Source organism: Nostoc sp., assembly GCF_036917515.1.
In the GTDB taxonomy this organism is placed as follows: Bacteria; Cyanobacteriota; Cyanobacteriia; order Cyanobacteriales; family Nostocaceae; genus Nostoc.
This window is the reverse complement of sequence record NZ_JBALDE010000027.1, coordinates 1-26084: the sequence shown is the minus strand read 5'-3', so window position 1 is coordinate 26084 and position 26084 is coordinate 1. Positions and strand designations below refer to the sequence as shown.

27 protein-coding genes and 2 pseudogenes are annotated in these 26084 nt (G+C 44.9%); 20 read left to right on the top strand and 9 right to left on the bottom strand.

The window, feature by feature from the left end:
• Window positions 1–408 precede the first annotated feature (408 nt).
• Together V7K89_RS03745 and V7K89_RS03740 are read right to left on the bottom strand one after the other, a co-directional pair.
• Window positions 409–990 (bottom strand): hypothetical protein, encoded by a 582-nt coding sequence (locus tag V7K89_RS03745; protein ID WP_335184469.1) that lies wholly within the window; start codon window positions 988–990, stop codon window positions 409–411.
• Window positions 977–1213 (bottom strand): hypothetical protein, encoded by a 237-nt coding sequence (locus V7K89_RS03740; RefSeq protein ID WP_335184467.1) that lies wholly within the window; start codon window positions 1211–1213, stop codon window positions 977–979. The genes V7K89_RS03745 and V7K89_RS03740 overlap by 14 nt, the downstream gene beginning before the upstream one ends.
• 105 nt (window positions 1214–1318) lie before the next feature.
• Between V7K89_RS03740 and V7K89_RS03735 the strand changes: the two genes are divergently transcribed.
• Both V7K89_RS03735 and V7K89_RS03730 read left to right on the top strand, forming a co-directional pair.
• Window positions 1319–1480: a hypothetical protein gene (locus V7K89_RS03735; RefSeq protein WP_335184465.1), complete on the top strand. Its 162-nt coding sequence runs from the start codon at window positions 1319–1321 to the stop codon at window positions 1478–1480.
• A gap of 59 nt (window positions 1481–1539) precedes the next feature.
• Window positions 1540–1683: a hypothetical protein gene (locus V7K89_RS03730; protein ID WP_335184463.1), complete on the top strand. Its 144-nt coding sequence runs from the start codon at window positions 1540–1542 to the stop codon at window positions 1681–1683.
• A 391-nt stretch (window positions 1684–2074) separates the two neighbouring features.
• Here the strand turns inward: V7K89_RS03730 and V7K89_RS03725 are convergent, their stop codons facing one another.
• From V7K89_RS03725 to V7K89_RS03715, 3 genes are read right to left on the bottom strand one after another with little or no spacing between them, the layout of a single operon-like run.
• On the bottom strand, window positions 2075–2326 hold the full coding sequence (locus tag V7K89_RS03725; protein WP_335184461.1) for a hypothetical protein: 252 nt from the start codon (window positions 2324–2326) through the stop codon (window positions 2075–2077).
• A 54-nt stretch (window positions 2327–2380) separates the two neighbouring features.
• On the bottom strand, window positions 2381–2686 hold the full coding sequence (locus tag V7K89_RS03720) for an HNH endonuclease (protein ID WP_335184459.1): 306 nt from the start codon (window positions 2684–2686) through the stop codon (window positions 2381–2383).
• 37 nt (window positions 2687–2723) lie between these two features.
• Window positions 2724–2843, bottom strand: coding sequence for a hypothetical protein (locus V7K89_RS03715; protein ID WP_335184458.1), 120 nt, complete (start codon window positions 2841–2843; stop codon window positions 2724–2726).
• 354 nt (window positions 2844–3197) lie between these two features.
• On the opposite strand from V7K89_RS03715, the pseudogene V7K89_RS03710 reads away from it, so the two are divergent.
• Window positions 3198–3638: pseudogene (locus tag V7K89_RS03710) on the top strand (ISLre2 family transposase); the annotation flags it as partial.
• A 117-nt stretch (window positions 3639–3755) separates the two neighbouring features.
• Here the strand turns inward: V7K89_RS03710 and V7K89_RS35760 are convergent.
• From V7K89_RS35760 to V7K89_RS03695, 4 genes are all read right to left on the bottom strand, one after another.
• Window positions 3756–3932 carry a hypothetical protein gene (locus V7K89_RS35760; RefSeq protein ID WP_442941578.1) on the bottom strand — a complete coding sequence of 59 codons (177 nt, stop codon included), beginning with the start codon at window positions 3930–3932 and terminating at the stop codon, window positions 3756–3758.
• Entirely contained in the window at window positions 3929–4186 is a 258-nt protein-coding gene (locus V7K89_RS03705; protein WP_335184455.1) for a hypothetical protein, read from the bottom strand. Before V7K89_RS03705 ends, V7K89_RS35760 begins: the two co-directional genes overlap by 4 nt.
• A gap of 29 nt (window positions 4187–4215) precedes the next feature.
• Window positions 4216–4503: a nuclear transport factor 2 family protein gene (locus V7K89_RS03700; RefSeq protein ID WP_335184453.1), complete on the bottom strand. Its 288-nt coding sequence runs from the start codon at window positions 4501–4503 to the stop codon at window positions 4216–4218.
• Window positions 4504–4580: 77 nt separating this feature from the next.
• Window positions 4581–4700, bottom strand: a complete 120-nt coding sequence (locus V7K89_RS03695) for a helix-turn-helix domain-containing protein (RefSeq protein ID WP_335184451.1) — start codon at window positions 4698–4700, stop codon at window positions 4581–4583.
• A gap of 214 nt (window positions 4701–4914) precedes the next feature.
• On the opposite strand from V7K89_RS03695, the gene V7K89_RS03690 reads away from it, so the two are divergent.
• The 17 genes and pseudogenes from V7K89_RS03690 to V7K89_RS03615 all read left to right on the top strand — a co-directional run bounded on the left by V7K89_RS03690 (window position 4915) and on the right by V7K89_RS03615 (window position 25996).
• On the top strand, window positions 4915–12420 hold the full coding sequence (locus V7K89_RS03690) for a PAS domain S-box protein (protein WP_335184449.1): 7506 nt from the start codon (window positions 4915–4917) through the stop codon (window positions 12418–12420).
• Window positions 12421–12430: 10 nt separating this feature from the next.
• The gene (locus tag V7K89_RS03685; protein ID WP_335184447.1) at window positions 12431–13060 is read left to right on the top strand and encodes a response regulator transcription factor; all 630 of its coding nucleotides are present in this window, start codon (window positions 12431–12433) and stop codon (window positions 13058–13060) included.
• Between the two features lie 220 nt (window positions 13061–13280).
• Entirely contained in the window at window positions 13281–13838 is a 558-nt protein-coding gene (locus V7K89_RS03680; protein WP_335184445.1) for a DsbA family protein, read from the top strand.
• A gap of 114 nt (window positions 13839–13952) precedes the next feature.
• Window positions 13953–14309, top strand: coding sequence for an AraC family transcriptional regulator (locus V7K89_RS03675; protein ID WP_335184443.1), 357 nt, complete (start codon window positions 13953–13955; stop codon window positions 14307–14309).
• A gap of 278 nt (window positions 14310–14587) precedes the next feature.
• Window positions 14588–14937: pseudogene (locus V7K89_RS35755) on the top strand (IS701 family transposase); the annotation flags it as partial.
• 281 nt (window positions 14938–15218) lie between these two features.
• The gene (locus V7K89_RS03670; protein ID WP_335184441.1) at window positions 15219–15539 is read left to right on the top strand and encodes a beta/gamma crystallin-related protein; all 321 of its coding nucleotides are present in this window, start codon (window positions 15219–15221) and stop codon (window positions 15537–15539) included.
• Window positions 15540–15846: 307 nt separating this feature from the next.
• Complete coding sequence (locus tag V7K89_RS03665; protein WP_335184439.1) at window positions 15847–18087, top strand: peptidase domain-containing ABC transporter; 2241 nt, start codon at window positions 15847–15849, stop codon at window positions 18085–18087.
• Between the two features lie 39 nt (window positions 18088–18126).
• A complete protein-coding gene (locus V7K89_RS03660) occupies window positions 18127–19488 on the top strand; it encodes an HlyD family secretion protein (RefSeq protein WP_335184437.1) in 1362 nt (453 codons plus the stop codon).
• Window positions 19489–20352: 864 nt separating this feature from the next.
• A complete protein-coding gene (locus tag V7K89_RS03655; protein WP_335184434.1) occupies window positions 20353–20973 on the top strand; it encodes an FMN-dependent NADH-azoreductase in 621 nt (206 codons plus the stop codon).
• 103 nt (window positions 20974–21076) lie between these two features.
• Window positions 21077–21280, top strand: coding sequence for an AraC family transcriptional regulator (locus tag V7K89_RS03650; protein WP_335184432.1), 204 nt, complete (start codon window positions 21077–21079; stop codon window positions 21278–21280).
• 36 nt (window positions 21281–21316) lie between these two features.
• Window positions 21317–21439: a helix-turn-helix domain-containing protein gene (locus V7K89_RS03645; protein ID WP_442941577.1), complete on the top strand. Its 123-nt coding sequence runs from the start codon at window positions 21317–21319 to the stop codon at window positions 21437–21439.
• A gap of 106 nt (window positions 21440–21545) precedes the next feature.
• Window positions 21546–22316 (top strand): SDR family oxidoreductase, encoded by a 771-nt coding sequence (locus V7K89_RS03640; protein WP_335184428.1) that lies wholly within the window; start codon window positions 21546–21548, stop codon window positions 22314–22316.
• A 307-nt stretch (window positions 22317–22623) separates the two neighbouring features.
• Window positions 22624–23244 carry an FMN-dependent NADH-azoreductase gene (locus V7K89_RS03635; protein WP_335184426.1) on the top strand — a complete coding sequence of 207 codons (621 nt, stop codon included), beginning with the start codon at window positions 22624–22626 and terminating at the stop codon, window positions 23242–23244.
• A 120-nt stretch (window positions 23245–23364) separates the two neighbouring features.
• Window positions 23365–24120 carry an SDR family oxidoreductase gene (locus V7K89_RS03630; protein WP_335184424.1) on the top strand — a complete coding sequence of 252 codons (756 nt, stop codon included), beginning with the start codon at window positions 23365–23367 and terminating at the stop codon, window positions 24118–24120.
• A 101-nt stretch (window positions 24121–24221) separates the two neighbouring features.
• The gene (locus V7K89_RS03625; RefSeq protein WP_335184422.1) at window positions 24222–24968 is read left to right on the top strand and encodes an alpha/beta fold hydrolase; all 747 of its coding nucleotides are present in this window, start codon (window positions 24222–24224) and stop codon (window positions 24966–24968) included.
• 72 nt (window positions 24969–25040) lie between these two features.
• Window positions 25041–25214 (top strand): hypothetical protein, encoded by a 174-nt coding sequence (locus tag V7K89_RS03620; protein WP_335184420.1) that lies wholly within the window; start codon window positions 25041–25043, stop codon window positions 25212–25214.
• Window positions 25199–25996, top strand: a complete 798-nt coding sequence (locus tag V7K89_RS03615) for a condensation domain-containing protein (protein ID WP_335184418.1) — start codon at window positions 25199–25201, stop codon at window positions 25994–25996. The genes V7K89_RS03620 and V7K89_RS03615 overlap by 16 nt, the downstream gene beginning before the upstream one ends.
• Window positions 25997–26084 lie beyond the last annotated feature (88 nt).

Genomic DNA, 26084 nt, shown 5'->3' with positions numbered 1-26084 from the left:
ATGCTGAAGTATTCAATTCGATTATTACTTCATTACTTGAAGTACGGGAAAATACCCGTGTTAACCTGATTCATCCCGCACTTATGCAACGCCCACTGCAATGAACCAACAAGACCGTGACGGCATGGTTGCAAGTGGAATGGAAAGCGGCTGGCGACAGTCAATTGAAGCCCTTGGTAAGCTTTTAGAATCAAATAATTAAGTAAATTCAGTAGCTCTGCCGTAGCTTCAACTTCAACCCCTTCCAGCCTCCTTTAGCCTCATTTAATGTTTCGGGAATGTAAGGTGTGTCACCGATTTGTGTGTTTAACAGACCGCATCCGTATAGCCCTCCTTTATTCGCAAGTCATTATCGCGAATAGTTTTCCCTTTTTTTCATTTTCTTGCCAAATTGGGATGCTCCCGTTTTCATATCTGGAGAATTAAAAATAAAAAATTAATAGCTGGCAGCAGCGCAGTTGCACGACCACCAGCCTTTTCCAACTGCGTCAACCAGCTAGGGCTAGAGGGCGAACCTGTGAAGCCAATAACCGCGCATTCTTTTGCTAGTAGAGATGTGGTATTTCGCGTTTCTATAGTATGTTTAGAACTGTCTAACAAATGCCGTAACCTTATCAGTAGCAAAGTTGTGCGCTTTTGTACCGCATTAGTTGTAGTAAAGCCGCATCGTGCTGCGATCGGTTCTGTAGTGTAGGAAAGTGCATCTTCTAAAATGTACCGTGCTAAACCTTTCACTAAAGGGTGATATCGTTCTACGTATTCCACACCCTCCGGTGCTGGGGTGGTAAAAGAGAGTAAACACGACTTATCCCCTAAAGTTGACTTGAGAAAATCCGGTGGTTGGGAAAGTAACCATCCCTGCTTTTTCTTAATTAAAGAACAAGAGATGCGATCGCAGTTGCAGGTGAAGACATGACACAATCGAATCAAAGCCAAAGCCGACCAGTATTTTCCCTGACGTTGAGCGTGACTCATCTTAGCAGTAGTCATCTAGACCACAGGCAAAATCATAGACTTCATCAAATAGTTCTTTGTACTCTTTCGATAACTTGTATGACTCCTCGCTTGACTCTCGTTCAGGAAAAGGAGTTTCATTCCCTAGCCAAAGCTTGACATCTGCCCGTCTGCACTGAACGAAATGACTGGCTAAGTGGTCACGTTGTTTGTCAGTTAAGCTATTAAGATTGAAATGCTCAAACTCCGGCTTCAGCAAACCTAAAAGTGAGAGAAAAGATTCTTCAATCCCACTATAAGGAGTAGCTGTGAGTAACAGTCAGTAAACCTAAAAGTTTTGCGATCGCTCCGTTTATCCGAAAAAATGTATCATAAACTACAATTATTTAGTGATCGCGTCAACCAAAAACAACGCCTCAAAGCACTATGGGAACTGCTACCAACTTTTAAACAGAGATTAAACAACCGCCAGCAACTTTTGCAGGAAGGAGCAATTTCTGGTATACAGTATTACAAGCACAGCTAGACTACTTAAATACTGTCACCCAAATTAATGAAGCCGAATCACAACTCAAGCAACTAGACGTGAAAGAAGCAGATGCTCAAAGGCAATATCTAGAGAATTTGAACTCAACTAAAGATTTGCAAGCACAGTTAAAGCGACTAGATAGCCAACAAGCACTCTTAAAGCAACAAGACTTAGAAACTGTAACTAACCGCAAAAAATAAATTCAATAAGTCCAGCGCAATATTGCTCAATTAACACTGCAAGTGATGAACAATAGCCTGATCAAAAGCAGTTATCCCTCTTTTGTTACTTTGGGAGAATCCAATCGCTGAAATCCTTTCGGAGCTTTAGTTTTCGGTTTTTGGCTCCAAACTTTAGTTACTGTTAGAAAATAAAGGCTCAAAGCTCGACCAAATCAAAGTTTCAGAATCTTGCTTTGATTATTGTTTTCCGAGAGTGACAAAAGAGGGATTAAACGAAAAAGGCGTTACTCTACTGCTGGAAAATCTCGGCTACCCGAACAATTAGATTGGAAAGCTCGATATGGTAATCCCTTGGAGTACAGAAAGCAAGTAGCGATCGCTCTGATAGTTCAGTTAAACATACAGGTGATCATCCCGCTATGTCTTTCCCACTTTTGTAGTTCATAGCTCTGGGTTTTTTCTTGTCTATAGGGATTACTTTTGATTGCTTGGGAGGTTGAGGTGGACGACATTTTTCACAATAGAGCGGTCGCACACCAAAAGTTTCTCTTTGGGTGGGTTGTTCACACTGCTTACATACGAAGTTGAAAACGCGAGTGTGAATTTCCCGCTTGTGCGCTCTGACGGTGTACTCTCGGACTTCAATAATTTTGCTGGGCATCGGCTCTGTAATCGGTGTTCTATTTATAAGGATAGTTTCTGGACATCAATATATTCATGCACCATTTGATTGAAACAGTGACAATTGCCCAGGTGAAATATTGCCTCGCCCGAATCGGTGATAGTAAAGATGACAACCACTGCAAAGGCAGCCCAAGTTTTCTCTTCGATTATCGGATGGGTCGAAGTTATAATGATGAACTTGAAGGTTATAAACCCGACGTTGAGATAAAGTTTGCTCTGATGGTTTCTCGCCAGGGCGCAAGTAGAAGCGGGAGCAACGAGAACAGCGCCAATTGAAAGCATCTTTAACAGCAGTGGCGATTTGTTTCCAGTCTTTGGAATAGCGAGTTCGGTTCATATAAATAAAACAGGAGTGCGACAACCCTGAGTTAATTTTAATTAAGAAGATAGTCTTTAATCTTGTTTTGATGAGAGCGCAAAATTTTCAGAGCCAGACATTCAGTTTTACGGATTGTTTCTCGACTAAGATTTAGCCGTTTTGCAACTTGATTCAAGGTCAGTTGCTGAGGGAGCAACGCGATTTTCTGAAGTCGAACAAAAACGAGTGACAATGCTCGACTCCGCAGGAAGCGATCGCTAAACTGAGAGTTCAGTAAATTAGGAAAATAGATACTGGTTAGATAGCTAAATGCCTCAGTAATACTGAGATAAATCTATTGTTATGATTGTTAAGTTATCTGATGCCGACAAAAAAGTGTAAGATTCCCTTTGAGTAAAGGTTTTGAGATTTTATATCAAAACAGGGAGTTTGCCGTCACTTCATGAACAAAAAAATACATTCAAGCTTAGATTTAAGCAAATCACTGTCAAACTTTAAAGAAGAAGTTACAAAACTTTTTCCGTCTTGATTAGAGAAAATAAAATGCCCACCTGCTACTTATAAGCTATTAGATTTTTATCATGCTGCTTCATATTTACAAAATTTTGCAGATGCGGCTTTTACCACAGATAGGGAACGTCAATCGTGGTTTAAAAAAGCTCGGAAATCTTTAAAGAAAAGTCAAGCTCTCGATTTGATGAAAAACATGGATGAATTTATTTCAACAGCAACAGGAGAGCGTTGTAAAATTTTGGTGCGAGAGTGTAATTATATTCTCATAGCTTACCGCAGGCGACTATTAAACTATCAATTAGTCGCAGCGCATCAGCTACCCCTGAGTAGCGGTGCAGTTGAGAGTTTAATTCGTCAAGCTGTTAACTTACGCATGAAAGGGAACAGTAAATTTTGGCTTCAAGATAACGCAGAGATTATGTTACATCTGCGATGTCAATTAATAACCGGCAGTTAGGACAATTTTTGTAACTCTATTTTCGATTCTTTCCTTAATCCCAGCAGTGCTTAAATATTTTATACATTTTACTGAAAGCTATGTTTTCGCGATCGCGTCCTCTGGAGTGGAGCATCGTCACTCGTTTTTGCCCGACTTCAGAAAATCGCGTTGCTCCCCTTCGAACTGATGATTAGAAGTCACGAGTTTTATCTTACCTGGAAGTGTGAACACCCTAGATTTAATCAGCGTATCTTCTATTTTTCGGATTATTCGGTAAGCTGTAGACTCATTTACTCCCCAAGATTGACCTATATGAAAGTAGGTACGGTATTCTCCAGAGGCGGAGCGTCTCCGGCTCCGCTCCAGTATTCTAATGTCATCAACAATTGGTCTTCCAAGCTGAATTTGCCTGGTCTTCCTGTTTTTTGTTTTGGCTGGCTGTGCGTAGGCGCAGCCCGTCGTAGACATCGCACTACCTCTACCATCTCGTTAAAAGTATCTGGGCGTACGCCACACAAACGTTTGAAGTCTTCTGGCTTTAGGCTTTTTACTTGTTCGTAGGTCATAGATGCTACCCAATTTTAACTTACTTGTCCTACGCATCTAGGACTTTTGCAAGAGGTCTAATATTCGGGTTTGACGTTGGGTAAGCACGAATATTTGTAAATACCAAATCTTGCATCTGTGCTGTTACGTCTTTCATGTAGTTATAAATGGCTTGTTTGCCTATCTTACGTCCTGGTGTAGTGGTAGCATATGGAAATTCAACCACTGCATTTTCGGCAAATAAATTTACCCAAGCTTGAACATCCTTACCCACAAGTGCCAAATGAGCTGCAAAAGTTTGTGTCGTCTGTTGCTCTATATCTGGTGCTAGCTGCACTGGATTCTCCTTGCCCTATCTGTTTGGAGTGTACTGAGTTCCAATGCTCAGCTTCTTTCAGATTCTTATGATGTTTGTTAGCGAACTTGTTTTGGTGTCATCCCGGTGAGGCGTTTCAACTGTTGCGTCAGATGGCTTTGACTGGAGAAACCCACTTGTAAGCCAATGTCTGCGGGCAAATCTGTTTTCGACAGCATCAATTTTGCCCGTTACTAGTAATAAATGACTGGGGTTGATATTGCAACATAAGTAAAGCTAATAAATCAGCTGCTTTGTCCCTAGAGAGTCACCTGTTTAGGGGAGCCAATACCAGGTAAATTTGCCCAATTGTTTTATTTTTTGAAATTTGGCAAATGATATAAACGATATACTTTACGATACAACTGATGACACTCATCGGCAGAGAGTTGTATGATTACCTTACCTGGAGTTGCCATCCACAGCAAAATCTATGAAAGTTCGGCATCTCTGGTGTATCGAGGCATCAGAGAGCAAGATCGCCAAGCGATCGCCATCAAACTGCTTAAGCAAGATTACCCCTCTCCTCAAGAATTAACCTGCTACAGACAGGAGTATGAAATTACCCGCTCCCTGAATCTTTCAGGAGTTGTCAAGGCATACAGCCAGCAAAACTATCAACGCACTTTGGTTATTCTCTTAGAAGATTTTGGAGGAGAGTCCCTAGAATTATGGAGGCAAAAGCACCCAGACTTCTGCCCCATGCCCTTGTCCACGTTTCTATGTCTTGCGATTGACATTACAGAGATTCTGGGCAGAATTCATAATGCTAATATCATCCACAAAGATATCAACCCTGGCAACATCGTCTTCAATCTAGATACGGGCGTAGTTAAAATCATTGATTTCGGCATTGCCACCCAGTTTAACCGCACAAATCCAACCTTCAAAAGTCCTCATGTGTTAGAAGGTACACTTGCCTACATTTCTCCTGAGCAAACGGGGCGGATGAATCGTTTGCTCGATTACCGCACCGATTTTTACTCGCTCGGTGTGACGTTCTATGAACTGCTCACCGGACAGCTACCGTTCCCGACAACCGACATTTTGGAGCTAGTTTATTGCCATATTGCCAAATCGCCTGTTCCGCCTCATGAAATGAATGCAACAATTCCCAAAGCAGTTTCAGATATCATCGTGAAACTGATGGCGAAAAATGCGGAGGATCGCTATCAGAGTGCCTGGGGCATCAAAGCGGATCTAGAACACTGCGCCGGGCAACTGGCAGAAATAGGTCAAATTAACGCCATGTCGTTGGGACTGCAAGATGTTTCTGAACAGTTTTGCATTCCTCAAAAATTGTATGGACGAAAAGCGGAGATTGAAGCATTATTGGCGGCGTTTGACACAGTTGCAACGGATTTTGTCACGGATAAAGCTGATGGCTTGACGACGAGACGTACAGATCCCGCATCCGTTACATCTTCCCATCCGTTGCCGATGATGCTCGTTTCTGGTTATGCTGGCGTCGGCAAAACGGCATTGGTGCAGGAACTTTATAAACCGATCACGGCAAAGCACGGCTATTTTATTTCTGGTAAGTTTGACCAATTTCGACGCAATATTCCCTACAGCGCGATCGCCCATGCTCTGCAAAAGTTGGTGCAGCAACTACTGGGTGAACCTGACGAGCAGTTGCAACAGTGGCGCAATCGCCTGCTCACCGCTTTGGGAAGCAACGGACAAATTATCATTGATGTCATCCCCGAAGTTGAGTTAATCATTGGCAAGCAGCCGCCCGTACCAGAAGTTGGAGCAACTGAAGCACAGAATCGCTTCAATCTCACTTTTCAAAGGTTTATGCGGGCGTTTTGTGCAAAAGAGCATCCCCTGGTCATCTTCTTAGACGATTTACAGTGGATCGATTCTGCGACGTTGAAGTTAATAGAACTTATATTACTCGATGAGCAAACCCAATATTTGTTTTTGATCGGAGCCTACCGAGATAATGAAGTGACTCCAACGCATCCATTGGTTTTGACGCTAGAGAAACTGCGAAAAGGGGGAGCAGTAGTTCAGGAAATCATTCTCACTCCCTTAACACTGGAACCGTTAAGCCAACTGATAGCTGAGACATTACATCACAATCCTGATACCGTTCGTCCCCTAGCCCAAGTTGTGTCATGTAAAACCGAGGGCAACCCTTTCTTTGTCGGTGAATTTTTGAAAATGCTGTATGGCGAAAATCTGTTAACCTTTGATGCACAACAGTTGAGCTGGCAATGGAACTTGGCTGAGATTGAAGCTCAAGATATCACTGATAATGTGGTAGAGTTGCTGTTGCGTCAGTTGCAGAAATTGCCGGACGCAACACGGCAAATTCTCTGTCTAGCCGCTTGTGTCGGGGCTGAATTTGATTTAGAGACGTTAGTGATCGTTTTGGGAAAATCACCGAAAGCGATTTTCCAGGATTTACTTGCAGCCATACAAGCTGGATTAATCCAGCCCCTGTCTGAATTGGACGAGGACTTATTGGTTCAAGAGTATAAGTTTTTGCACGATCGCGTTCAGCAAGCTGCTTATGCCTTAATTGATGAGTCACACAAACAAGTTGTTCATCTCCAAATCGGTCGCAATTTACTCGAAAAAACTTCACCAGAGCAATTATCAGACAGACTATTTGAAATCGTCGATCATCTCAATCAGGGAATTGATCGGATCGACGCTCAACCCGAACGAACTGAAATTGCCAGATTGAATTTAATCGCAGGTCAGAAAGCCAAATCAGCAACGGCTTATGAAGCAGCGCTTCAGTATTTCAATACAGGGCTTAAACTCCTCAATTCAGAGAGTTGGCAGAGCGAGTATGACCTCACCTTAGCGCTGTACTCAGAAGCAGCAGAGGCGGCGTATCTTCAGGGTCGCTTTGGTGAAATGGAACAATTCGTAGAAGTGGTACTCAATCGCGCTAAGACAGCGATCGACAAAGTGCAGGTTTACGATAGCAGAATTCAAAGATATTTGTCCCAGGGCAACCCGAAAGAAGCGCTTAAAACTGGATTAGAAGTATTGCAACTTTTAGGAGTAACTTTAATAGAAACTCCAAGTCAGTTAGATGTTCAAAGAGAATTGGAAGAAACATCTGCACGATTAGCTGGACGAGAAATCGAAGACTTAATCAATCTGCCGAAAATGACCGCACCAGAACCGTTGGCAGCAATTTATATCCTAGGAAATATTGTGTCTGCTGCATTTATAGTGTCACCAGCACTGATGATACTGATTACGTGCAAAATGGTAAATTTATCGCTCAACTACGGCAATGCTACCTGCTCACCCCTGGGTTATGCTATGTACGGACTTGTTCTATGCGGACCTGTTCAAGACATTGAACTTGGTTATAAATTTGGCAAATTGGCTCTGGGATTGGCAGAACGATTGAATACCAAAAAAGGGAATGCTAGCGCATTAATGGTATCGAGCGCCCACGTCATGCAGTCGAAGGTACATTTTAGAAAAACAATACCAATGGTGGTTGATGCTTATCAAAACGGAGTGGAAACCGGAGACTTTGAATTCGCTGGCTATGCTGCATGTAATGTATGTTATTACTCATTTTTTGCTGGTGAGGAACTCACCCAACTGGAACAAAAAACGGCAGCCTACAGCAAAGCAATCAGACAAATCAGACGGAAAAATCCCTCTAATTGGACTGCAATGTTGTGGCAGACAATCATTAATCTGTTAGGTAAGTCTGAAAATCCCAGCCGTTTAATGGGTAGTGTTTATGATGAAGAGCAAGCGCTATCATACGCTATTGCAGTTAAAGACAGATTTGAAATTCACTACTTTAATTTAAACAAAGCTATAATGTGCTATCTATTTGGGGAGTATCATCAAGCTGCACAAACTGCTGTTTTAGCAAGGCAGTATTCAAAAGAAGTAACAGCAATCATGGCTGCACCTTTATTCCACTTCTACGATTCTCTGGTGCTTTTAAGCCTATGGACTGTGACTTCAAACTCCCAAAAAGAAGCTTGGCTCAGTTGTGTTAACACCAACCAAGAAAAGATGCAAAAATGGGCAGATCACGCCCCAATGAATCATCTCCATAAATTTCATCTAGTCGAGGCAGAGAAAGCGCGAGTCTTAGGGCAATTTTTTGAGGCTGAAGAGTTTTATGAGCAAGCGATCGCGGGTGCTGCTGAGAATGAATTTATCCAAGAAGAAGCATTAGCTTATGAATTAGCAGCAAAACATTATCTGGCGCGAGGTCGAGAAAAAATTGCCCAAACCTACATGAAAGAAGCCCACTACTGCTACGATCGCTGGGGTGCAAAAGCTAAAGTTAAAGACTTAGAAACTCGCTATCCGCAGTTCTTTTCTCAGTCGTCTAGAGTAGCTTCTACGTCAATTACTACTTCTAATACCGCTTTTGATTTGGCGGCAGTGATGAAAGCCTCACAAGCGATTTCTCGTGAAATTGAACTGGAGCAATTGCTGCGATCGCTAATGCAGATTTTAATCGAGAATGCTGGTGCACAAACAGGATATCTAATTCTGGAAAACTCAGGAGAATGGTTAATTGAAGCTGCTTGCGTTAATGATGGTGAAAATGTTTGCAATACACAAGTGCTGCTATCCATTCCAACTGCAAATCAATTGCCTGAATCAATCATTCAATATGTGATTCGGACTCAGAAATCTGTCACTTTAAATGATGCGACTCGTGAAGGTGCTTTTATCAATGAGCCATACATTCAACACAACAAAACTAAATCGATTTTCTGTCTGCCGCTGCTGAATCAAGCCAAGCTAGTCGGCGTGTTGTATTTAGAAAATAAATTAGCAGTTGGGGCGTTTACACCAGAGCGATCGCAAATTTTGCAGCTATTATCAACTCAAGCAGCCATTGCGATCGAGAATGCCAAACTTTACGCCAAGCTGTGTGCTAAGGAAAGCAAGATCGCTCAATTTCTCGAAGCGGTTCCGGTGGGAATTGCGATCGTGGATGCGGCGGGTCGTCCTTACTATGCCAACCAACGGGGTAATCAGTTAACGGGTAAAGAAATCGATCCTTCCGTAGCACCGGAGCAAATTGCAGAGGCTTATCAGTTTTATGTAGCAGGAGAGGAGCAACTCTATCCCACAGAAAGACTGCCAGCAGTTCGGGCGTTTAAAGGCGAACGCAGTTGGAGTGACGATATAGAAATTCGCCGAAACAATGCCACAATTCCAGTCGAGGCGTGGGGAACTCCTATCTTTGACGAACAAGGCAATGTCATCTATGCGATCGTCGCCTTTCAAGATATTACCGAGCGCAAACAAGCCGAGAAATTACTAGCTGACTATAATCGGACTTTAGAGCAACAGGTCGCCCAACGAACAGCAGCATTACAGAAAAGTGAAGCCAACTATCGCAACCTGGTGCAAACTGCAAACTCAATCATTCTTCGCTGTGATGCACAAGGACGGATTCAGTACCTGAACAATTATGGGCTGAGATTTTTTGGCTACGAAGAACATCAGATTTTAGGGCGCACCTTACTCGAAACCATCGTTCCAGAAATCGAAACCTCTGGACGCAATCTCAAACAATTCATCCACAATGTCTATCACAATCGTCTCGACCCTACATCTTACCTGCAAATGGAGAATGAAAACCTGTGCCGAGACGGGAGACGAGTTTGGGTTGCCTGGTCAAATCAAGCGATTCTGAATGAACAGGGAGATTTAGTTGAAATTTTATCGGTTGGCAATGACATCACCCAGCGCAAACAAACAGAGTCAGCCTTACAGCGCAGTGAAGCCAAGTTCCGCAATATCTTTGAAAACTCACAAGTTGGTATCTTCCGCACGCGCCTCTCGGATGGATTAATTCTTGATGCCAATCAACGCTTCGCTAATCTGTTTGGCTTTGATTCACCCGATGAGGTTATTGGGATTAAACACACTGTAGACTGTTATATAAATCCTAGCGATCGCCAGCAAGCGATTGAATTGCTGAAGCAGCATGGTGAACTGCAAAACTTGGAAGTGCAGTTGCGAAAACGCGATAGCACGCTGTTTTGGGGACTTTACTCCTCTCGTCAGAATACAGCCGATGGATGCATGGAAGGTGTGATTGCGGATATTAGCGATCGCAAGCAAGCAGAAGAGGCGCTGCGTGAAAGTGAACAACTTTTGGATGTGTCTTTCTCCCAATCCCTTGACGGCTTTTTCATTATGATGCTTGATCGACCAGTGCAATGGGACAGCAGCGTTGACAAGGATAAAATTTTGGATTACGTCTTTCAACATCAGCAGATTACGAAAATCAACGATGCCATGCTGGCTCAGTATGGGGCTAGTCGCGAGCAATTTATTGATGTCACCCCAAACGACCTCTATGCCCACGATCTGGCCTATGGTAAAGAGGTGTGGCGACGTTTTTTTGATGCCGGGAAGCTACATATCGAAACGAATGAACGTAGATTGGATGGGACTGCAATGTGGGTCGAGGGAAATTATACCTGCCTGTATAACAGTCAAGGCAGAATCATCGGACACTTTGGGGTACAGCGGGACATCAGCGATCGCAAACTGGCAGAAGCCGCACTACGCGATGTCTACGACGAGCTTCGCTTACGAGAACAAGAGTTACGGCTGATCACCGACGCTCTGCCTGTCTATATCAGCTATGTGGATGCAGATCAACGCTATCGGTTTGTAAATCATGCCTATGAGGTCTGGTTCAACCGGAGTCGAGATGAGATTGTAGGCAAATCTGTGCGTGAGATCCAGAGTGAGGCGGCTTATCCGATTACTGAGCCGTACATCAAGCAAGCACTGGGAGGGCAGAGAATCACTTACGAGGCAGAAATTCCCGCAGGGAGCAACCATCATATCAGTGCAACCTACATTCCCCACTTTGATGCCGATGGTCAAGTCAAAGGATACTATAGTCTACTTACTGATATTAGCGATCGCAAACAAGCAGAAGCCGCTCTACAAGCCTCAGAGACAGAGCTACGGACTTTAATTCAAGCAATTCCCGATTTATTATTTGTACTGACTGCCCAAGGGCGAATCCTCGAAGCGATTGCAGTAGAGCCGCATCTGCTATATCAACCCATTGAGGAGATGATTGGTAAAACCATGCATGAAATCGGAAAGCAACAAGCCGATGAATTTGTTGAGTATATTCAGCAGGTGCTGAGAACCCAACAAATTCTTACAGTCGAGTACAGTATGTTTCTGAATGGACGAGAAACCTGGTTTTCGACTCGCATTGCGCCGTTCCGCCACGAGCAGGTGATTTGGCTGTCGCGAGATATTACGGCTCTTAAGCAAGCAGAAGCCGCCTCAATTTTGGAAGAACGCAACCGCATGGCACGCGAAATTCACGATACATTAGCCCAAGCGTTTACAGGTATTCTGGCTCAGGTAGGAGCTGCAAACCAGGTGCTAACGGATGATTTAGAAGCAACTGGGGCACATCTAGACCTGATCAAAGAATTGGCACGAACTGGACTAACTGAAGCGCGGCGATCGGTGGTAGCGCTCCGTCCTCAGCTTTTGGAGGAGGGCAGTTTACAGAGCGCTTTACATCGTCTGGTGACTCAAACCAGAGCTGCCGCAACTGATACCACTTTATATTATGAGATCGAGGGTGCAGTGTATTCTCTACCCACTGAAGTAGAGAATAACCTACTGCGAATTGGGCAAGAAGCATTAACCAATGCGATTAGACACGCCAATGCTGACGAAATTCGAGTGGAGTTAGTATACGATCGCGATCAGTTTTGCTTGCGCGTGAAAGACAATGGGCAGGGCTTTGGAGTTGGGAGTGTTCCATCCTCTAATGGTTTTGGCTTATTAGGCATGAGCGAACGGGTAGAGCGCATCGGCGCACAACTGACGATTGGAAGTCAACCTGGGCGAGGAACAGAGATTATTGTCACCGTCAGTCGGGAGTGAGTAACACGAGATGAGCCAAGCCACGACAATTCGGGTTCTGATTGCAGACGATCATGCCATTTTTCGGCAAGGATTAGCCACGATTATTAACCGTGACCCAGATATGAGGGTGATTGCTCAAGCCGAAAATGGGGAACAGGCGATCGCTTTATTTCGGGAACACCAACCGGATGTAACGCTAATGGATCTACGAATGCCTGAAGTTGAAGGAGTTGCCGCCATCGCTGCAATTCGTGCTACCGCTAAATCTGCTCGGATTATTGTACTGACAACGTATGATAGTGACGAAGATATTTATCGGGGATTGCAGGCAGGAGCAAAAGGATACCTGTTAAAAGAAACTGAACCTGACGAGCTTCTGAATGCCATTCGCACCATTCATCGGGGTCAGCAGTATATTCCGCCTGATGTGGGAGCAAAATTAGTACAGCGGATGAGCAATCCAGAACTGAGTGAAAGAGAACTGGCGGTACTCCGTTCAATGGCGCAGGGGATGAGTAATGCCGATATTGCGGCTGCTTTGAGTATCGGTGAAGGCACTGTTAAATCTCATGTGAATCGGATTTTGAATAAGTTAGATGTGAACGATCGCACCCAAGCTGTGATTGTTGCCGTTAAACGCGGCATTGTCAGTTTATAGGGTGTACTTTCGATTGAATTCGGATTCTAACTTGAGTTAGAGCCAAGCTTCCACTTGACGATGGAATGGTTGCTCTATCAATTTATACTGTAAAAATTTTAACTCGTTATAGACGACGAATTGAAGGGAGTAGCATATATTAAATTTATGTAAATAGTCATGCAGTCAATTGATTGAGCAAGTTAATTGCAAGGTTTCATCCTGATATAGATGTAGAAAGATGAGCGACGACCGTAGCCACAGTTCCTTACTTGTACCACCTTCAATTCAAGATTGTATTCAAGGTGTGCTGAGTGCCAAGGTAGTGCTGGTGATGTATGGAGACTATCAATGCTCTAAAAGTGCAGGCGTTTACAAGATGATTAAAGTTATCAAACGAGAGCTTAGTGCTTCTTTTGGAGAGGATTATTTATGCTTCATCTTCCGCCATTTTCCGCAAACACAGATTCATCCCCATGCTCAGCGGGCTGCCCAAGCCGCCCAAGCCGCCCAAGCCCAGGGACAGTTTTGGTCAATGCATGACACTTTATTTGCCCATCAACAAAAGTTGGAGAACGGTTATCTTGTCGAGTACGCCAACGATTTAGGGCTTGATATTCCTCAGTTTTTGAAAGAGTTGTCTAAACAAGTGCATGTCGCTCGCATCAATGAAGATATCGAAGGCGGAATACACAGTGGAGTAACGACTGCCCCAGCCCTATTTATCAATAACATTCGGTATACCGGGCACTGGAAAATGACAGAGCTGATGGCAGCAATAATGGCTGCAAGTTACTAAGCTCCCCCTTATTTCCAATTTATATCTGACTTATTTGTTAATGCTAATAAGCTATCTAATTTTGATGGCTAGCTTTTGCCTGTTTTGTTGAACAAAATTGCCATCTTTTGAACCATGATAACAATTACAATCCCAACAATTGAATTTAAGAACAGAGGCTTAACACGTACCCAATTGCAACAAGTACTCGACTATATCAATACTCACCTTGATCGAGATTTGTCACTGGCTGAGATTGCAGAGGTCATCAACATTAGCCCAACCTACTTTGCCAGTTTGTTCAAACAAGCTACAAAGATCCCACCCCACCAGTATGTGATTCAACAGCGAGTCGAACGGGCGAAATTGATGCTGTCGAAAACGGACTTAGCAATTGCAGACATTGCTTTACAAGTCGGCTTCTCCAGCCAAAGCCATTTAACGTGGCAGTTTAAGCGGTTGACTGGAATGACTCCGAAGCAAGTTCGCTAACACTATCAAGACTTACGCAACTGGCACAGAGCGATCGCTATTTTATAGTACATAAATACTATGTATAATTGACGTACCCAGATTGCGGAAATTAGTAACAGTAATTGGCTGTGTTAAGTATTCTTCAAATCATGAGAAAATTAGTTGAGGACGTATAAAATAAATTCTGTAATTTATGCGATTTACTAAACTTAAAAATTAAGTATTTATTAAGTAGTCAGATTAATTATACTCTTCACCTTTTTGGCAGAGCAGAAGCGAGCAGATTAGTCATGATAATCTCCACCGACAGAACGGATTTTATCGCTACGAACGATTTATCTCAAGATTCAACGTAGTTGTACAACAAGTGTGTAGGGTGTGCCTCCGGCACGCTAGCGCGAACGATTGTATTGTTGAGTCTTGTTCATCGGGAATTAAAGCAATTGACTGGTATTGAATCCTGTTAATGCCGTAAGGCTCGTATTCAAAGAAATCATCAATGCCTCGTACTATTTGAGTCTGGCTTAGGCTCAAAGATTTAGCTTATACAACTGGTCAAACATCTATCAAATTAAGCATGGATTGTTATCAAATCCTCCACGTTCAGCAACTAAAACGTCCGGCTGTTCCCATGTTTATTGCCTAGTTATTTATTTGGTGTGTGGCGCAGCTACATCGTGCCATTGTTTGTGAAGTTTGCGTAATTCCTGACTATAAGAATTTGATAAAACATCATAAGAATATGAAAGAAATCGACTGTTAGGACTCAGTACACTTTAGTTAGTAAATCAAGTGGTTATGTCGCAAAGATTTTGTGAGCCACTGTTTACTTCAGAATCATAATGTGTCCATTTCAACCATTTCCATAACGGTTTTAGTTTTTTGCGACACATGCTTCAATTACCTTCAATTACAAGGAGAAACATCATGACTACGAACAATCTGTACGCGATCAACACCGTTCAAGATATCAACCAGGAATCTGCTGCTGCGGTTCAAGGTGGTATTCTGGTTTATACAGGTTCTAATTTCCGAGGGTCACGAAGAGATGTGCAGGCTACACGCAATCTACGCTCTGTGGGATTGAATAATGTCATCTCCTCGATCCGCAACAACACTCAGAAAACCTGGGTATTCTACACTGGTTTCAACAACTCAGGACGCCGCTTTAGCTTACGTCCTGGACAAACAGCTAGCCGCCTGGGGAGCTTCGACAACCAGATTTCTTCGCTGAGAAGCATCGGCTAAACCCACTCTCTAGCCTACTAGTTTGCCAATTTTGAATTGCGGGATATCACGCAATTCAAAATTAAATTTAAGGAATTTTTGGGGTTGAAGATCACCTCAAAAATTCCTTAGCCGAGGCGATTTTAGATTTTAGATTAAATGAAAATCTGAAATCTAAAATATTTGGTTTCAAGCCTCTCTGATCACAGAGAATAAAACAAAAAAAATCAATATTTAAGCCTCTTCTTTATAAGGAGAGGTTAATCCAAAATCTAAAATTGAATGATGTTTAAACAACTATTTGCGTCACCTTGTTGAGAACTCAGCTATGAAATATCCTAGCGTGTTGCAACATAGCGAAGAAGATTGCGGAGCTGCCTGTCTCGCCACCGTTGCCAAGACTCACGGACGCACCCTCGCCATCAGCCGCATCCGTGAAGCTGTCGGCACAGGATCGCGCGGCACCTCGCTGCTGGGACTCAGTCGGGGCGCAGAAGCATTAGGTTTTAACGTGCGGCAGGTGAAAGCCAGCGATGCTTTCCTCGATCGCCTGGATCAAGCCCCTCTGCCTGCAATTATCCACTGGAAAGGCTATCACTGGGTTGTGCTGCATGGGCGAAAGGGCAAGCAGTATATCATTGCCGATCCGGGTGTGGGAATCCGGAATCTCAGCCGTCGTGAACTTGTAGAAGGCTGGAGTAACGGCATTATGCTATTGCTGTTACCCGACGACAATCGCTTTTATCAGCAACCAGAAGATACGATCAGTGGATTAGGACGATTCATTGGGCGGGTACTCCCTTATCGCTGGCTGTTGGCTCAAGCGACTGGGCTGAATGTGGCGATCGGTCTGCTCTCCCTCGCTTCGCCGCTGATGATGCAGCTCCTCACCGATGATGTGCTGGTGCGGGGCGATCTGCAATTGCTGACAACTGTGGCGATCGGGGTAATTGCCATGAACCTGTTTAGCAGTGCGATCGGGCTGGTGCAGGCTCATTTGATTGGTCACTTTGGGCAACGTTTGCAGCTTGGGCTGGTTCTGGAATATGGACGGCAGTTGTTGCATTTGCCCTTGAGCTACTTTGAGGGACGGCGCAGCGGCGAGGTGGTCAGCCGGATTGACGATATTGATGCGATCAATGTGCTGGTGTCTGAAGTTGTCCTGGGCTTGCCCAGTCAGTTTTTCATTGCTTTGATCTCTCTAGGCTTCATGCTGTCCTATAGCTGGCAACTCACGCTGGCCTCTCTGGCTGCCTTTGCCCTGACTGCTTTAGTCAATCTGCTGTTTGTGCCTGCCTTGCGCCAAAAAACGCGCAATCTAATCGTCTCCGGTACAGAAAATCAGGGCTTTCTGGTCGAAACCTTTCGCGGGGTGCAAGTCCTCAAAACCACCCATGCGACCGCTCAAGCCTGGCAAGAATATCAGAGCAACTATGGTCGCCTTGCAAATTTGGACTGGGGCATGATGAAGCTGGAACTGTATAGCAGCACGATCACGAATATGCTGTCTACCCTGACGAGTATCGCTGTCCTCTGGCTGGGCAGCTATCTAGTGATTGGGCAAACGCTGTCGGTGGGTCAACTGCTGGCGTTTAGCGGCATGAGCGAGCATTTGCTGGGCTTTCTCAGTTCAGCAATCAAACTGATCGACGAATTCCTCAAAGCCCAAGTCGTGATTCAGCGCCTGACAGAAGTGATCGACGCTACGCCCGAAGATGCCCACGACGAGAAAAAGCCCTGGGCAAATATACCCGATACAGCAGATATTACCTGCACAAACCTCAATTTCCACCACGCTGGACGAGTCGATCTGCTGCAAGACTTCTCCCTGACCTTTGCTGGTGGACAGACGATCGCCCTGGTGGGTCAGTCGGGCTGTGGCAAAAGTACGCTCGTCAAATTGCTGGCAGGTTTATATTCGCTGCAATCGGGTAATATCCGCTATGGTATTTTCAACCAGCAAGATATATCACTGGACTGTCTGCGCCAGCAGGTTGTTCTCGTTCCCCAGGAACCGCATTTCTGGAGCCGATCAATTCTCGACAACTTTCACTTTAGCTATCCCCATATCTCGTTTGCAGAAATTGTTCACGCCTGTCAGCTTGCGGGAGCCGATGAATTTATCAGCAGCTTACCCGATAAATATCAGACAGTGCTAGGTGAATTTGGGGCGAATCTTTCCGGTGGACAGCGGCAGCGATTAGCGATCGCCCGTGCCCTGGTGAGTGACCCGCCGATTTTGATCTTAGATGAATCGACCGGGGCGCTCGATCCAGTCAGTGAAGCACAATTACTTGATCGCCTGCTTCATCACCGCCAGGGTAAAACCACGATTTTGATCAGCCACCGTCCGAAAGTAGTTCAGTGTGCCGATTGGGTGGTCATGCTCGAACTGGGCAGGTTGAAAATTCAAGGAACGCCCGCCGATCTGCGGCAGCAGGCAGGTTCTCACTTAGACTTCCTGGATGATAACGTATGGGATACAAAACAGTTCGTGATGCCGTCAGCTGATGAGTATCGTAATGGACATCACAAGAATATTACAACAGATATTGCAACGATGCATTGATTAATTCGTTCCAGTCCTTTTATTCCAGCGAGAATCCTGATGACTCAACAGATTCACTTTCTACCGCCGATTCGAGACAATGAATTCCTGCCGCCCATCAGCCGTTGGACACAGATTGGAGGATTGGTGATCGTCGGCATCATGGGGATTGGCATGACGCTGAGTGCGGTTACGCATTACAAAATGACTGTCAAAGCGCAAGCCACGATTCGCCCGGCAGGGGAATTGCGGTTGGTACAAGCTGCTACCGAAGGTGCAGTGATGCAAGTTTTAGTCAAAGAGAATCAACTCGTAGAACGGGGAGAGGCGATCGCCACGATCGATGATGCTCGCCTGCAAACGAAAAAGAGTGAGCTGCAAAGCACTCGTCAGCAAGCCCAACTCCAGCTCGTGCAAATTAATGCTCAAATTAGTACCCTCAATCGTCAGATCGCAGCAGAAACCAATCGGGTTGCTCGGGCTGTAGCAGCGGCCAAAGCAGAGCGGAGCCAGCGCGATCGGGACTATCAAGAAAGACAGGTGACAACAGCGGCGGATTTGGAGGAGGCAGAAGCAACGGTGAAGCAGGCGATCGCCACCCTACAAGCCGCCCAGACGAAGCAGCGCCGCTATCAAAAGGCGGCTGAAGCGGGTGCGCTCTCCCGCGATCAGCTAGAGGAAGTAGAGTTGGCAGTACAGCAACAAGAACAGGCAGTCGCAGCGGCTAAAGCCAAACGGCAGCACACAGAAGCAGCGCTCAATCCCAGCCATGCGGAAGTGGCAATGGCGGTTGAGCGTATCGCCCAGGAGCAAGCCAGCGGTCAGGCAAACCTCGCGGCATTAGCCAAAGAGCGAGAAGCCCTGGTGCAGCAGCGGATTGAAATCGACAAACAGCTACAGCAAACCAACCACGAACTCCAACAAATCGAGCTGGATCTCCGCCAAACCACGATCACCGCTACCGCAGCCGGGATTGTCGCCAATCTCCATTTACGCAATCCAGGTCAGACCGTGCGAGTGGGCGAGAGTATCGCCGAGATTGTTCCGGGTGATGCGCCGCTAGAAGTAAAGGCAGCCGTGTCGCCGCAGGATCGAAGCAAACTCAAACTCGGTCAACGGGTACAGATGCGGGTTTCTGCCTGCCCTTATCCGGATTATGGTGTCCTGAACGGTCACGTCAGCCGCATCTCGGAAGATACTGTTAAACCTCCAGCCAATGCAGCCGCTCCAGATGCCGAACAAAGCAGCACTGCACCTGCCTTCTATGAGGTGACGATCGCCCCAGAGCGTCGATCACTGGGACGAAGACAACACCAATGTGTAATTCAGTCGGGGATGGAAGGAAGAGTCGATATCATTGCCCGTGAAGAGACAGTGCTGACATTCTTGCTCAGAAAAGCAAGGCTGATGGCAGACCTATAGGTTCTCAAATTATTCGATCCCTCCCCTCCAGATTCAAATTCACTTTTCCACTGTTCACGGAACGTGGAAAATTTGTGTTTGTACCAGATAAGACGAAAGAATGACACCAAAACAGATTCGTTAATCCCATAAGAATCTAACAAATCGTTGTAATAAACTATTCCACATTTAATATGTATATATTGTAGAAAGTGTGCATTTTCGACTATGCCGGTTATTGGACATCTAACGTGATCGCAACGATAAAATTTACTGTCTGAGCTAAAAGCCAGCAATTCTTCACAATTAACACAGAGGATACTAATTTTACTATTGATGGATGATGGTAAGACCTATGAAGAGATTAGCAATTTTTTAGATTGTGGATATAGAACTGTGGCATATTCAGGGTGGCCGCATTATGTCAATAAGTAAAATATATTCTCAATAGAGTTAAAATAATGTCATTATCAGCTTAAAAGAAGTTAATTAAAATTAAAAAAATTATTGATTTGTTTTGTTTATTATTCTCCAAATTTTTAGTATTGTCTATGTTATTTTGAAATCCTCTTCAATTTTTGTTAGAAAATAAAATACGTTTTCCCTGGCCAAAGAATGACTCCAAAGCAGGTTCACTAACACGATAAGAATCTGATAAAGCATCATAAGAATTTGAAAGAAGTTAAGTGTTGGAACTCGGTACACTTCAAATCAATACAACAAGAGTGATGCTCAGAGAAACACAATGATACTTCAGGATAAAGTGGCGTTAGTCACTAGAGGTACAATAGGAATTAGCAAAGCAACGGCGATCGCCTTTGGCGCACTTTAGTAAATAACTGGCTTACTGTCTAGATGGCAATTGAAATTTCTGGTTGAGGCACTATGGCAAGCATTCTACATGTTGATTCAAGTCCGCGTGGCGATCGCTCCAAATCTCGCAAATTAGCCAAGGAGTTTATAGTTGCGTGGCAAGACTTACATCCTAATGATGTGATTACCTATCGTGATTTAAGACAAACGCCAGTTCCTCACGTCACCGAAGATTGGATTGCGGCTTATTTTACTGCGCCAGAAGCACTGACTTCAGAAATGGCTGAATTGCTGAAGTTTTCTGATGAGTTAGTGGATGAGTTTCTGGCGGCTGATCGATGTGTTTTCAGTGTGCCAATGTACAACTTCAGCATTCCGTCCAATTTCAAAGCCTACATCGATCAAGTGGTTCGTGTGGGTCGCACATTTACAGATGAAAATGGTCAAGTCAAAGGACTTGCGAACGGTAAGAAAGTGTTGTTCATTACGTCACGAGGCGTTGAGTTTGAGGCTGGTTCTCCTTATGAAGGATGGGATTGTCAGGAACCTGCGCTCCGTTATCCTTTTCAATTCATGGGTGTGACTGACATTCAGTTCATTCATGCCAATGGTCTAGATATGGGAGACGAGGCACGCAAACGGGGGCTAGACGAAGCACAATCTAAAATTCAAGAATTAGTAAGCGGTTGGTAGCGCCAGCCAGCTAACAAGTCGATGAAGCGAACGATTGAGAGATCTTAGTTGTGATGCAAAGGTTTTCTGCCGCCGCTTATCTTAGTCGTTAGTCGTTCATCTGTTGCGATATTATGCTGAGTCGGCACACATCATTACACAGAAAACAGAAGTTTATACTCGCGCCCAGTTGCAGCAAGCGATCAATTATATCCAAACGCATTTGAGTCGAGATCTATCGTTGACTGAATTGGCAAGCGTCATCAATATCAGCCTCACTTACTTCGCGAGTGTATTCAAACAAGCAATGGGAATTTCGCCGCATTAATACGTGATTCAACAGCGCCTGGAACAAGCAAAATTAATGTTATCAAAAACGGACTTAGCGATCACGGACATTGCCTTACAAGTCGGTAATTCTTGCCAAAGTCATTTGACACAACAGTTTAAGCGCTTGACTGGAATGACTCCAAAGCAGGTTCGCTAACCCGATAAGAATTTGATAAAGCATCGTAAGAATTTGAAAGAAGTTAAGCATTGGATCTCGGTACACTTCAGATCAATACGACGAGAGTGATGCTGAGAGAAACACAATGATACTTCAAGATAAAGTGGCTTTAGTCACTGGAGGAACGACAGGAATTGGTCGAGCAACTGCGATTGCTTTCGGTGCTGCTGGAGCAAAAGTAGTGTTCTCCGGCAGACGCGATGCAGAACGCGAAACAACTTCTGCGATGATTCGTGAAATAGGAGCGGAGTGTTTGTTTGTGCGATCGGATGTATCGAGTGAAACAGAGGTTAAGGCGCTGATAGAGAAAACAGTTGCAAGTTACGGAAGGCTAGATTTTGCCTTCAATAACGCTGGGTTTGGTAGACCTCCAAAGCCACTACACGAGCAGTCTGTTGAAGACTTTGACAGCATGATGGCGACTAACCTGCGGGGTGTGTTTTTATGCATGAAATATGAAATTCAACAGATGCTGACTCAAGGAGCAGGGGTCATCATCAACAACTCTTCAGTAGCGGGATTGATCGGGGTACCTGGATCTGGTCCTTATACTGCGAGCAAACATGCTGTGATGGGTCTCACTCGTTCTGCTGCACTTGATTATGCCAGGCAAGGGATTCGGATTAATGCCGTCAATCCTGGCTATACTCGCACAGAAATAGTTACTCCTAAGAGCCTCCAAGAGATGGGTGTGACTTTAGAGCAGTTTGAGTCGATGGCATCGTCGAGCGTCCCTATGGGGCATATGGGTCAACCTGAAGAAATTGCTCAAGCGGTTGTGTTCTTATGTTCTGATGCTGCCAGCTACATCACAGGTCAGTCTTTCGCGATCGATGGCGGATATACAGTGAGTTAATTTTTGATTGTTGATAATGGACTCACAGTGAACTGATTCCATTTCAAGAGAGAACAACCGGGCTTGATTTTAGGAGAAACAGAATGATACTTCAGGATAAGGTGGCGTTAGTCACTGGAGGCACAGCGGGAATTGGTCGAGCAACTGCGACGTTCAGGTGCTGCTGGAGCCAAAGTAATGTTCTCCGGCAGACGCGAGGCAGAATGCGAAACAACTTCTAAAGGTGATACTTTTTCGTTCCTACTTTACTTTAGTAAGTAACTGGCTTACTGTCTAGATGGCAATTGAAAGTTCTGGTTGAGGCACTATGGCAAGCATTCTGCATGTTGATTCAAGTCCGCGTGGCGATCGCTCCAAATCTCGCAAATTAGCCAAGGAGTTTATTGCTGCGTGGCAAGACCAACATCCTGATGATGTGATTACCTATCGTGATTTAAGACAAACGCCAGTTCCTCACGTCACCGAAGATTGGATTGCGGCTTATTTTACTGCGCCAGAAGCACTGACTTCAGAAATGGCTGAATTGCTGAAGTTTTCTGATGAGTTAGTGGATGAGTTTCTGGCGGCTGATCGATGTGTTTTCAGTGTGCCAATGTACAACTTCAGCATTCCGTCCAATTTCAAAGCCTACATCGATCAAGTGGTTCGTGTGGGTCGCACATTTACAGATGAAAATGGTCAAGTCAAAGGACTTGCGAACGGTAAGAAAGTGTTGTTCATTACGTCACGAGGCGTTGAGTTTGAGGCTGGTTCTCCTTATGAAGGATGGGATTGTCAGGAACCTGCGCTCCGTTATCCTTTTCAATTCATGGGTGTGACTGACATTCAGTTCATTCATGCCAATGGTCTAGATATGGGAGACGAGGCACGCAAACGGGGGCTAGACGAAGCACAATCTAAAATTCAAGAATTAGTGAGCGGTTGGTAGCGCCAGCCAGCTAACACGATAAGAATTTGATCAGGCATCGTAAGAATTTGAAAGAAGTTAAGCATTGGAACTCGGTACACTTTAGATCAATACAACAAGAGTGATGCTGAGAGAAACACAATGATACTTCAGAATAAAGTGGCTTTAGTTACTGGAGGAACATCGGGAATTGGTCGAGCAACTGCGATCGCCTTCGGTGTTGCTGGAGTAAAAGTAGTGTTCTCAGGTAGACGCGACGCAGAAGGAGAGAAGACCACCAAATTGATTCGCGAAACGGGTGCTGAATGCCTATATGTCCATTCAGATGCCTCGAATGAAGCAGATATCAAAGCGTTAGTGCAAAAGACAGTCGCAACCTATGGACGACTCGATTGTGCCTTCAATAATGCAGGCATTGAATCACCTGGAAAACCCCTGCACGAACAATCGATCGAGGATTTCGACAAACTGATGGCGATCAATGTCCGGGGACTATTTTTATGCATGAAATATGAGATTGAGCAAATGCTGTCTCAAGGATCTGGGGTGATTGTCAATACCTCCTCGACCGGAGGGTTAGTTGCGTTTCCAAAAAACTCTCTTTACGATGCGAGCAAACATGCCGTTATGGGACTAACGCGATCGGCAGCACTTGACTATGGTAAACGGGGCATTCGGATTAATGCGGTGAATCCTGGAAGCATTGCGACTGAACTGCTTGATCGCGCGTTTAAACAATTGGGTATCTCGGCGGATATTGTAGATTCGTTGGTTCCAATGGGGCGCATTGGCAAGGCAGAAGAAGTCGCTCAAGCGGTTGTGTTTCTCTGCTCTGATGCTGCCAGCTACATTACGGGACAACCCTTAGCGATCGATGGCGGATATACAGTGAGTTAATTTTTGATTGTTGATAATGGATTCACAGTGAACTGATCCATTTCAAGAGAGAACAAACGGGCTTGATTTTTAGATCATATCTAACAGTAAGTAGTGATTCTATGTCAACTTTTGTCTTAGTTCATGGCTCGTGGCATGATGGTTCTGCTTGGCAAGCAGTCATTGACCATCTAGAAACAAAAGGACATCGGGCGTTTGCTCCCACGATCGCCGGACATGGGAAAGACGTGAATAAAAATGTTAACCACGCTCAATGTACGCAATCGATCATTGATTATATTGTTAGCAAAGACTTAACGGATATCGTCCTATTAGGACATAGCTTCGGCGGAACAATTATTGCGAAAGTTGCCGAGGCAATTAGCGATGGCTTCGCCGGTCAAAGGCAACGCATTCGACGGCTCATCTTCTTAAATGCCTTTATCCTGAATGATGGGGAGAGCCTCACAGATAACATCCCACCCGATTCTCAAGTGTTATTCGACAAGCTAGCGAGAGAATCGGATGATAATACGCTGATGCTACCTTTTGAGATTTGGCGAGAAGCGTTTCTCAACGATGCTGACCTCGAACTGGCTAAATCCAGTTACACACAATTATCGCCTGAACCGTATCAACCGTTTATTGACAAGTTAGACTTGCAGCACTTTTACTCGCTGTCCATTCCTAAAAGTTACCTCTACTGTACAGAAGACAACGTTCTCCCTCAAGGTGAGTGGGGCTGGCATCCGAGAATGTCTAACCGCTTGGGGCTATTTCGGTTCGTGCAAATGCCTGGTGGTCATGAGGTGATGTTTTCTAACCCTGTCGGTTTAGCCGAAAAGATTATTGTCGCAGGACGTGACTAACAACATTATTACTTATCAGGTTTGCACGGAAACGCAAGAGGAATTTTAAATGGCAACAAAGGTGAATCGGCAGTGGCGTGTCTTGTCTTGCGTCCTGTAGGTTTGATTGCAGAATCGAATTTTGAATGGATGCAGGAACCCATACCCACTCCAGGAGAAGGGCAAATCCTCGTCCGCAACATTTATCTGTCTCTGGTCCAACAAATCGAGGATAGCAATAGGAGTCCCTCATGGAACGGTATTTAGACGCATTTGAACATTTATATTGGCTCTACAACCAGTTTTATCCGATAGATTTTGCCACCGTTGCGAAACTTCAGGGACAGTTTAGTTCTGAGCAACTTTCAACGGTGCTTAGGCAAGTTCAGCAACACCATCCACTGCTCCGAGTCCGCATCGCCACTGACGCGATTGGACAGCCTAAATTTGTCGAATCCAACGACGAGATTCCGCTGCGGCTGGTTGTGAGAACGGATGATCGGCACTGGCAAGCAGAACTCGAAGTCGAACTGGCTCGCTCATTGGATTGGCAGGTTGCACCCTTACTGCGAGTTGTGCTGCTGCAATCGGGGGCTGAATCCGAACTGATGGTTATTTGCCATCATGCGATCGCAGATGGGCTATCGGGCGTTTATCTGATGCGAGATATTCTCCAAGGGTTAGGAGGTAAAATATTTGAGCGGTCAGACCTTTGTGCGGCATTATCGCTCGAATCAGCGCTTCCTGGCATTGTACCGTCTCTAGAAGCGATCGCTAAGCCCACGGACTATGTACCAACCCTGTCTCGTCGTCCCCGACCCCACATTCACAACGTTGTTCTATCTCCCGAACTCACCCAACAACTGATCCAACGCAGTCGAGCTGAACACACAACCGTACACGGTGCAATCAGCGCAGCGTTCTTGCTCGCACTTACTCAGCAAGACGTTAAATCCAGCGATGTGATGCGATGTTTACACCCTGTCAATGTGCGATCGCAGCTATCCTTGCCGATGCCAGATGGAGTTGGGCTTTATATTTGCAGTTAGAGTCGATGGTGGGTATTATCCCACGCACCTCTCTGTTAGAACCGTGCGTGCCACTTTCATGGCACACGGCTCCCGATATTCTTCGGGT

What these genes read in the sequence shown, in the direction of transcription:
- V7K89_RS03705 (WP_335184455.1), bottom strand. Translation starts at nt 4,186, where the DNA reads ATGACCTACGAACAAGTAAAAAGCCTAAAGCCAGAAGACTTCAAACGT.
- V7K89_RS03635 (WP_335184426.1), top strand. Translation starts at nt 22,624, where the DNA reads ATGGCAAGCATTCTGCATGTTGATTCAAGTCCGCGTGGCGATCGCTCC.
- V7K89_RS03630 (WP_335184424.1), top strand. Translation starts at nt 23,365, where the DNA reads ATGATACTTCAGAATAAAGTGGCTTTAGTTACTGGAGGAACATCGGGA.
- V7K89_RS03680 (WP_335184445.1), top strand. Translation starts at nt 13,281, where the DNA reads ATGAGCGACGACCGTAGCCACAGTTCCTTACTTGTACCACCTTCAATT.
- V7K89_RS03690 (WP_335184449.1), top strand. Translation starts at nt 4,915, where the DNA reads ATGATTACCTTACCTGGAGTTGCCATCCACAGCAAAATCTATGAAAGT.
- V7K89_RS03720 (WP_335184459.1), bottom strand. Translation starts at nt 2,686, where the DNA reads ATGAACCGAACTCGCTATTCCAAAGACTGGAAACAAATCGCCACTGCT.
- V7K89_RS03735 (WP_335184465.1), top strand. Translation starts at nt 1,319, where the DNA reads ATGTATCATAAACTACAATTATTTAGTGATCGCGTCAACCAAAAACAA.
- V7K89_RS03640 (WP_335184428.1), top strand. Translation starts at nt 21,546, where the DNA reads ATGATACTTCAAGATAAAGTGGCTTTAGTCACTGGAGGAACGACAGGA.
- V7K89_RS03655 (WP_335184434.1), top strand. Translation starts at nt 20,353, where the DNA reads ATGGCAAGCATTCTACATGTTGATTCAAGTCCGCGTGGCGATCGCTCC.
- V7K89_RS03685 (WP_335184447.1), top strand. Translation starts at nt 12,431, where the DNA reads ATGAGCCAAGCCACGACAATTCGGGTTCTGATTGCAGACGATCATGCC.
- V7K89_RS03695 (WP_335184451.1), bottom strand. Translation starts at nt 4,700, where the DNA reads ATGCTGTCGAAAACAGATTTGCCCGCAGACATTGGCTTACAAGTGGGT.
- V7K89_RS03665 (WP_335184439.1), top strand. Translation starts at nt 15,847, where the DNA reads ATGAAATATCCTAGCGTGTTGCAACATAGCGAAGAAGATTGCGGAGCT.
- V7K89_RS03670 (WP_335184441.1), top strand. Translation starts at nt 15,219, where the DNA reads ATGACTACGAACAATCTGTACGCGATCAACACCGTTCAAGATATCAAC.
- V7K89_RS03625 (WP_335184422.1), top strand. Translation starts at nt 24,222, where the DNA reads ATGTCAACTTTTGTCTTAGTTCATGGCTCGTGGCATGATGGTTCTGCT.
- V7K89_RS03675 (WP_335184443.1), top strand. Translation starts at nt 13,953, where the DNA reads ATGATAACAATTACAATCCCAACAATTGAATTTAAGAACAGAGGCTTA.
- V7K89_RS03725 (WP_335184461.1), bottom strand. Translation starts at nt 2,326, where the DNA reads ATGCCCAGCAAAATTATTGAAGTCCGAGAGTACACCGTCAGAGCGCAC.
- V7K89_RS03660 (WP_335184437.1), top strand. Translation starts at nt 18,127, where the DNA reads ATGACTCAACAGATTCACTTTCTACCGCCGATTCGAGACAATGAATTC.
- V7K89_RS03615 (WP_335184418.1), top strand. Translation starts at nt 25,199, where the DNA reads ATGGAACGGTATTTAGACGCATTTGAACATTTATATTGGCTCTACAAC.
- V7K89_RS03645 (WP_442941577.1), top strand. Translation starts at nt 21,317, where the DNA reads ATGTTATCAAAAACGGACTTAGCGATCACGGACATTGCCTTACAAGTC.
- V7K89_RS03745 (WP_335184469.1), bottom strand. Translation starts at nt 990, where the DNA reads ATGACTACTGCTAAGATGAGTCACGCTCAACGTCAGGGAAAATACTGG.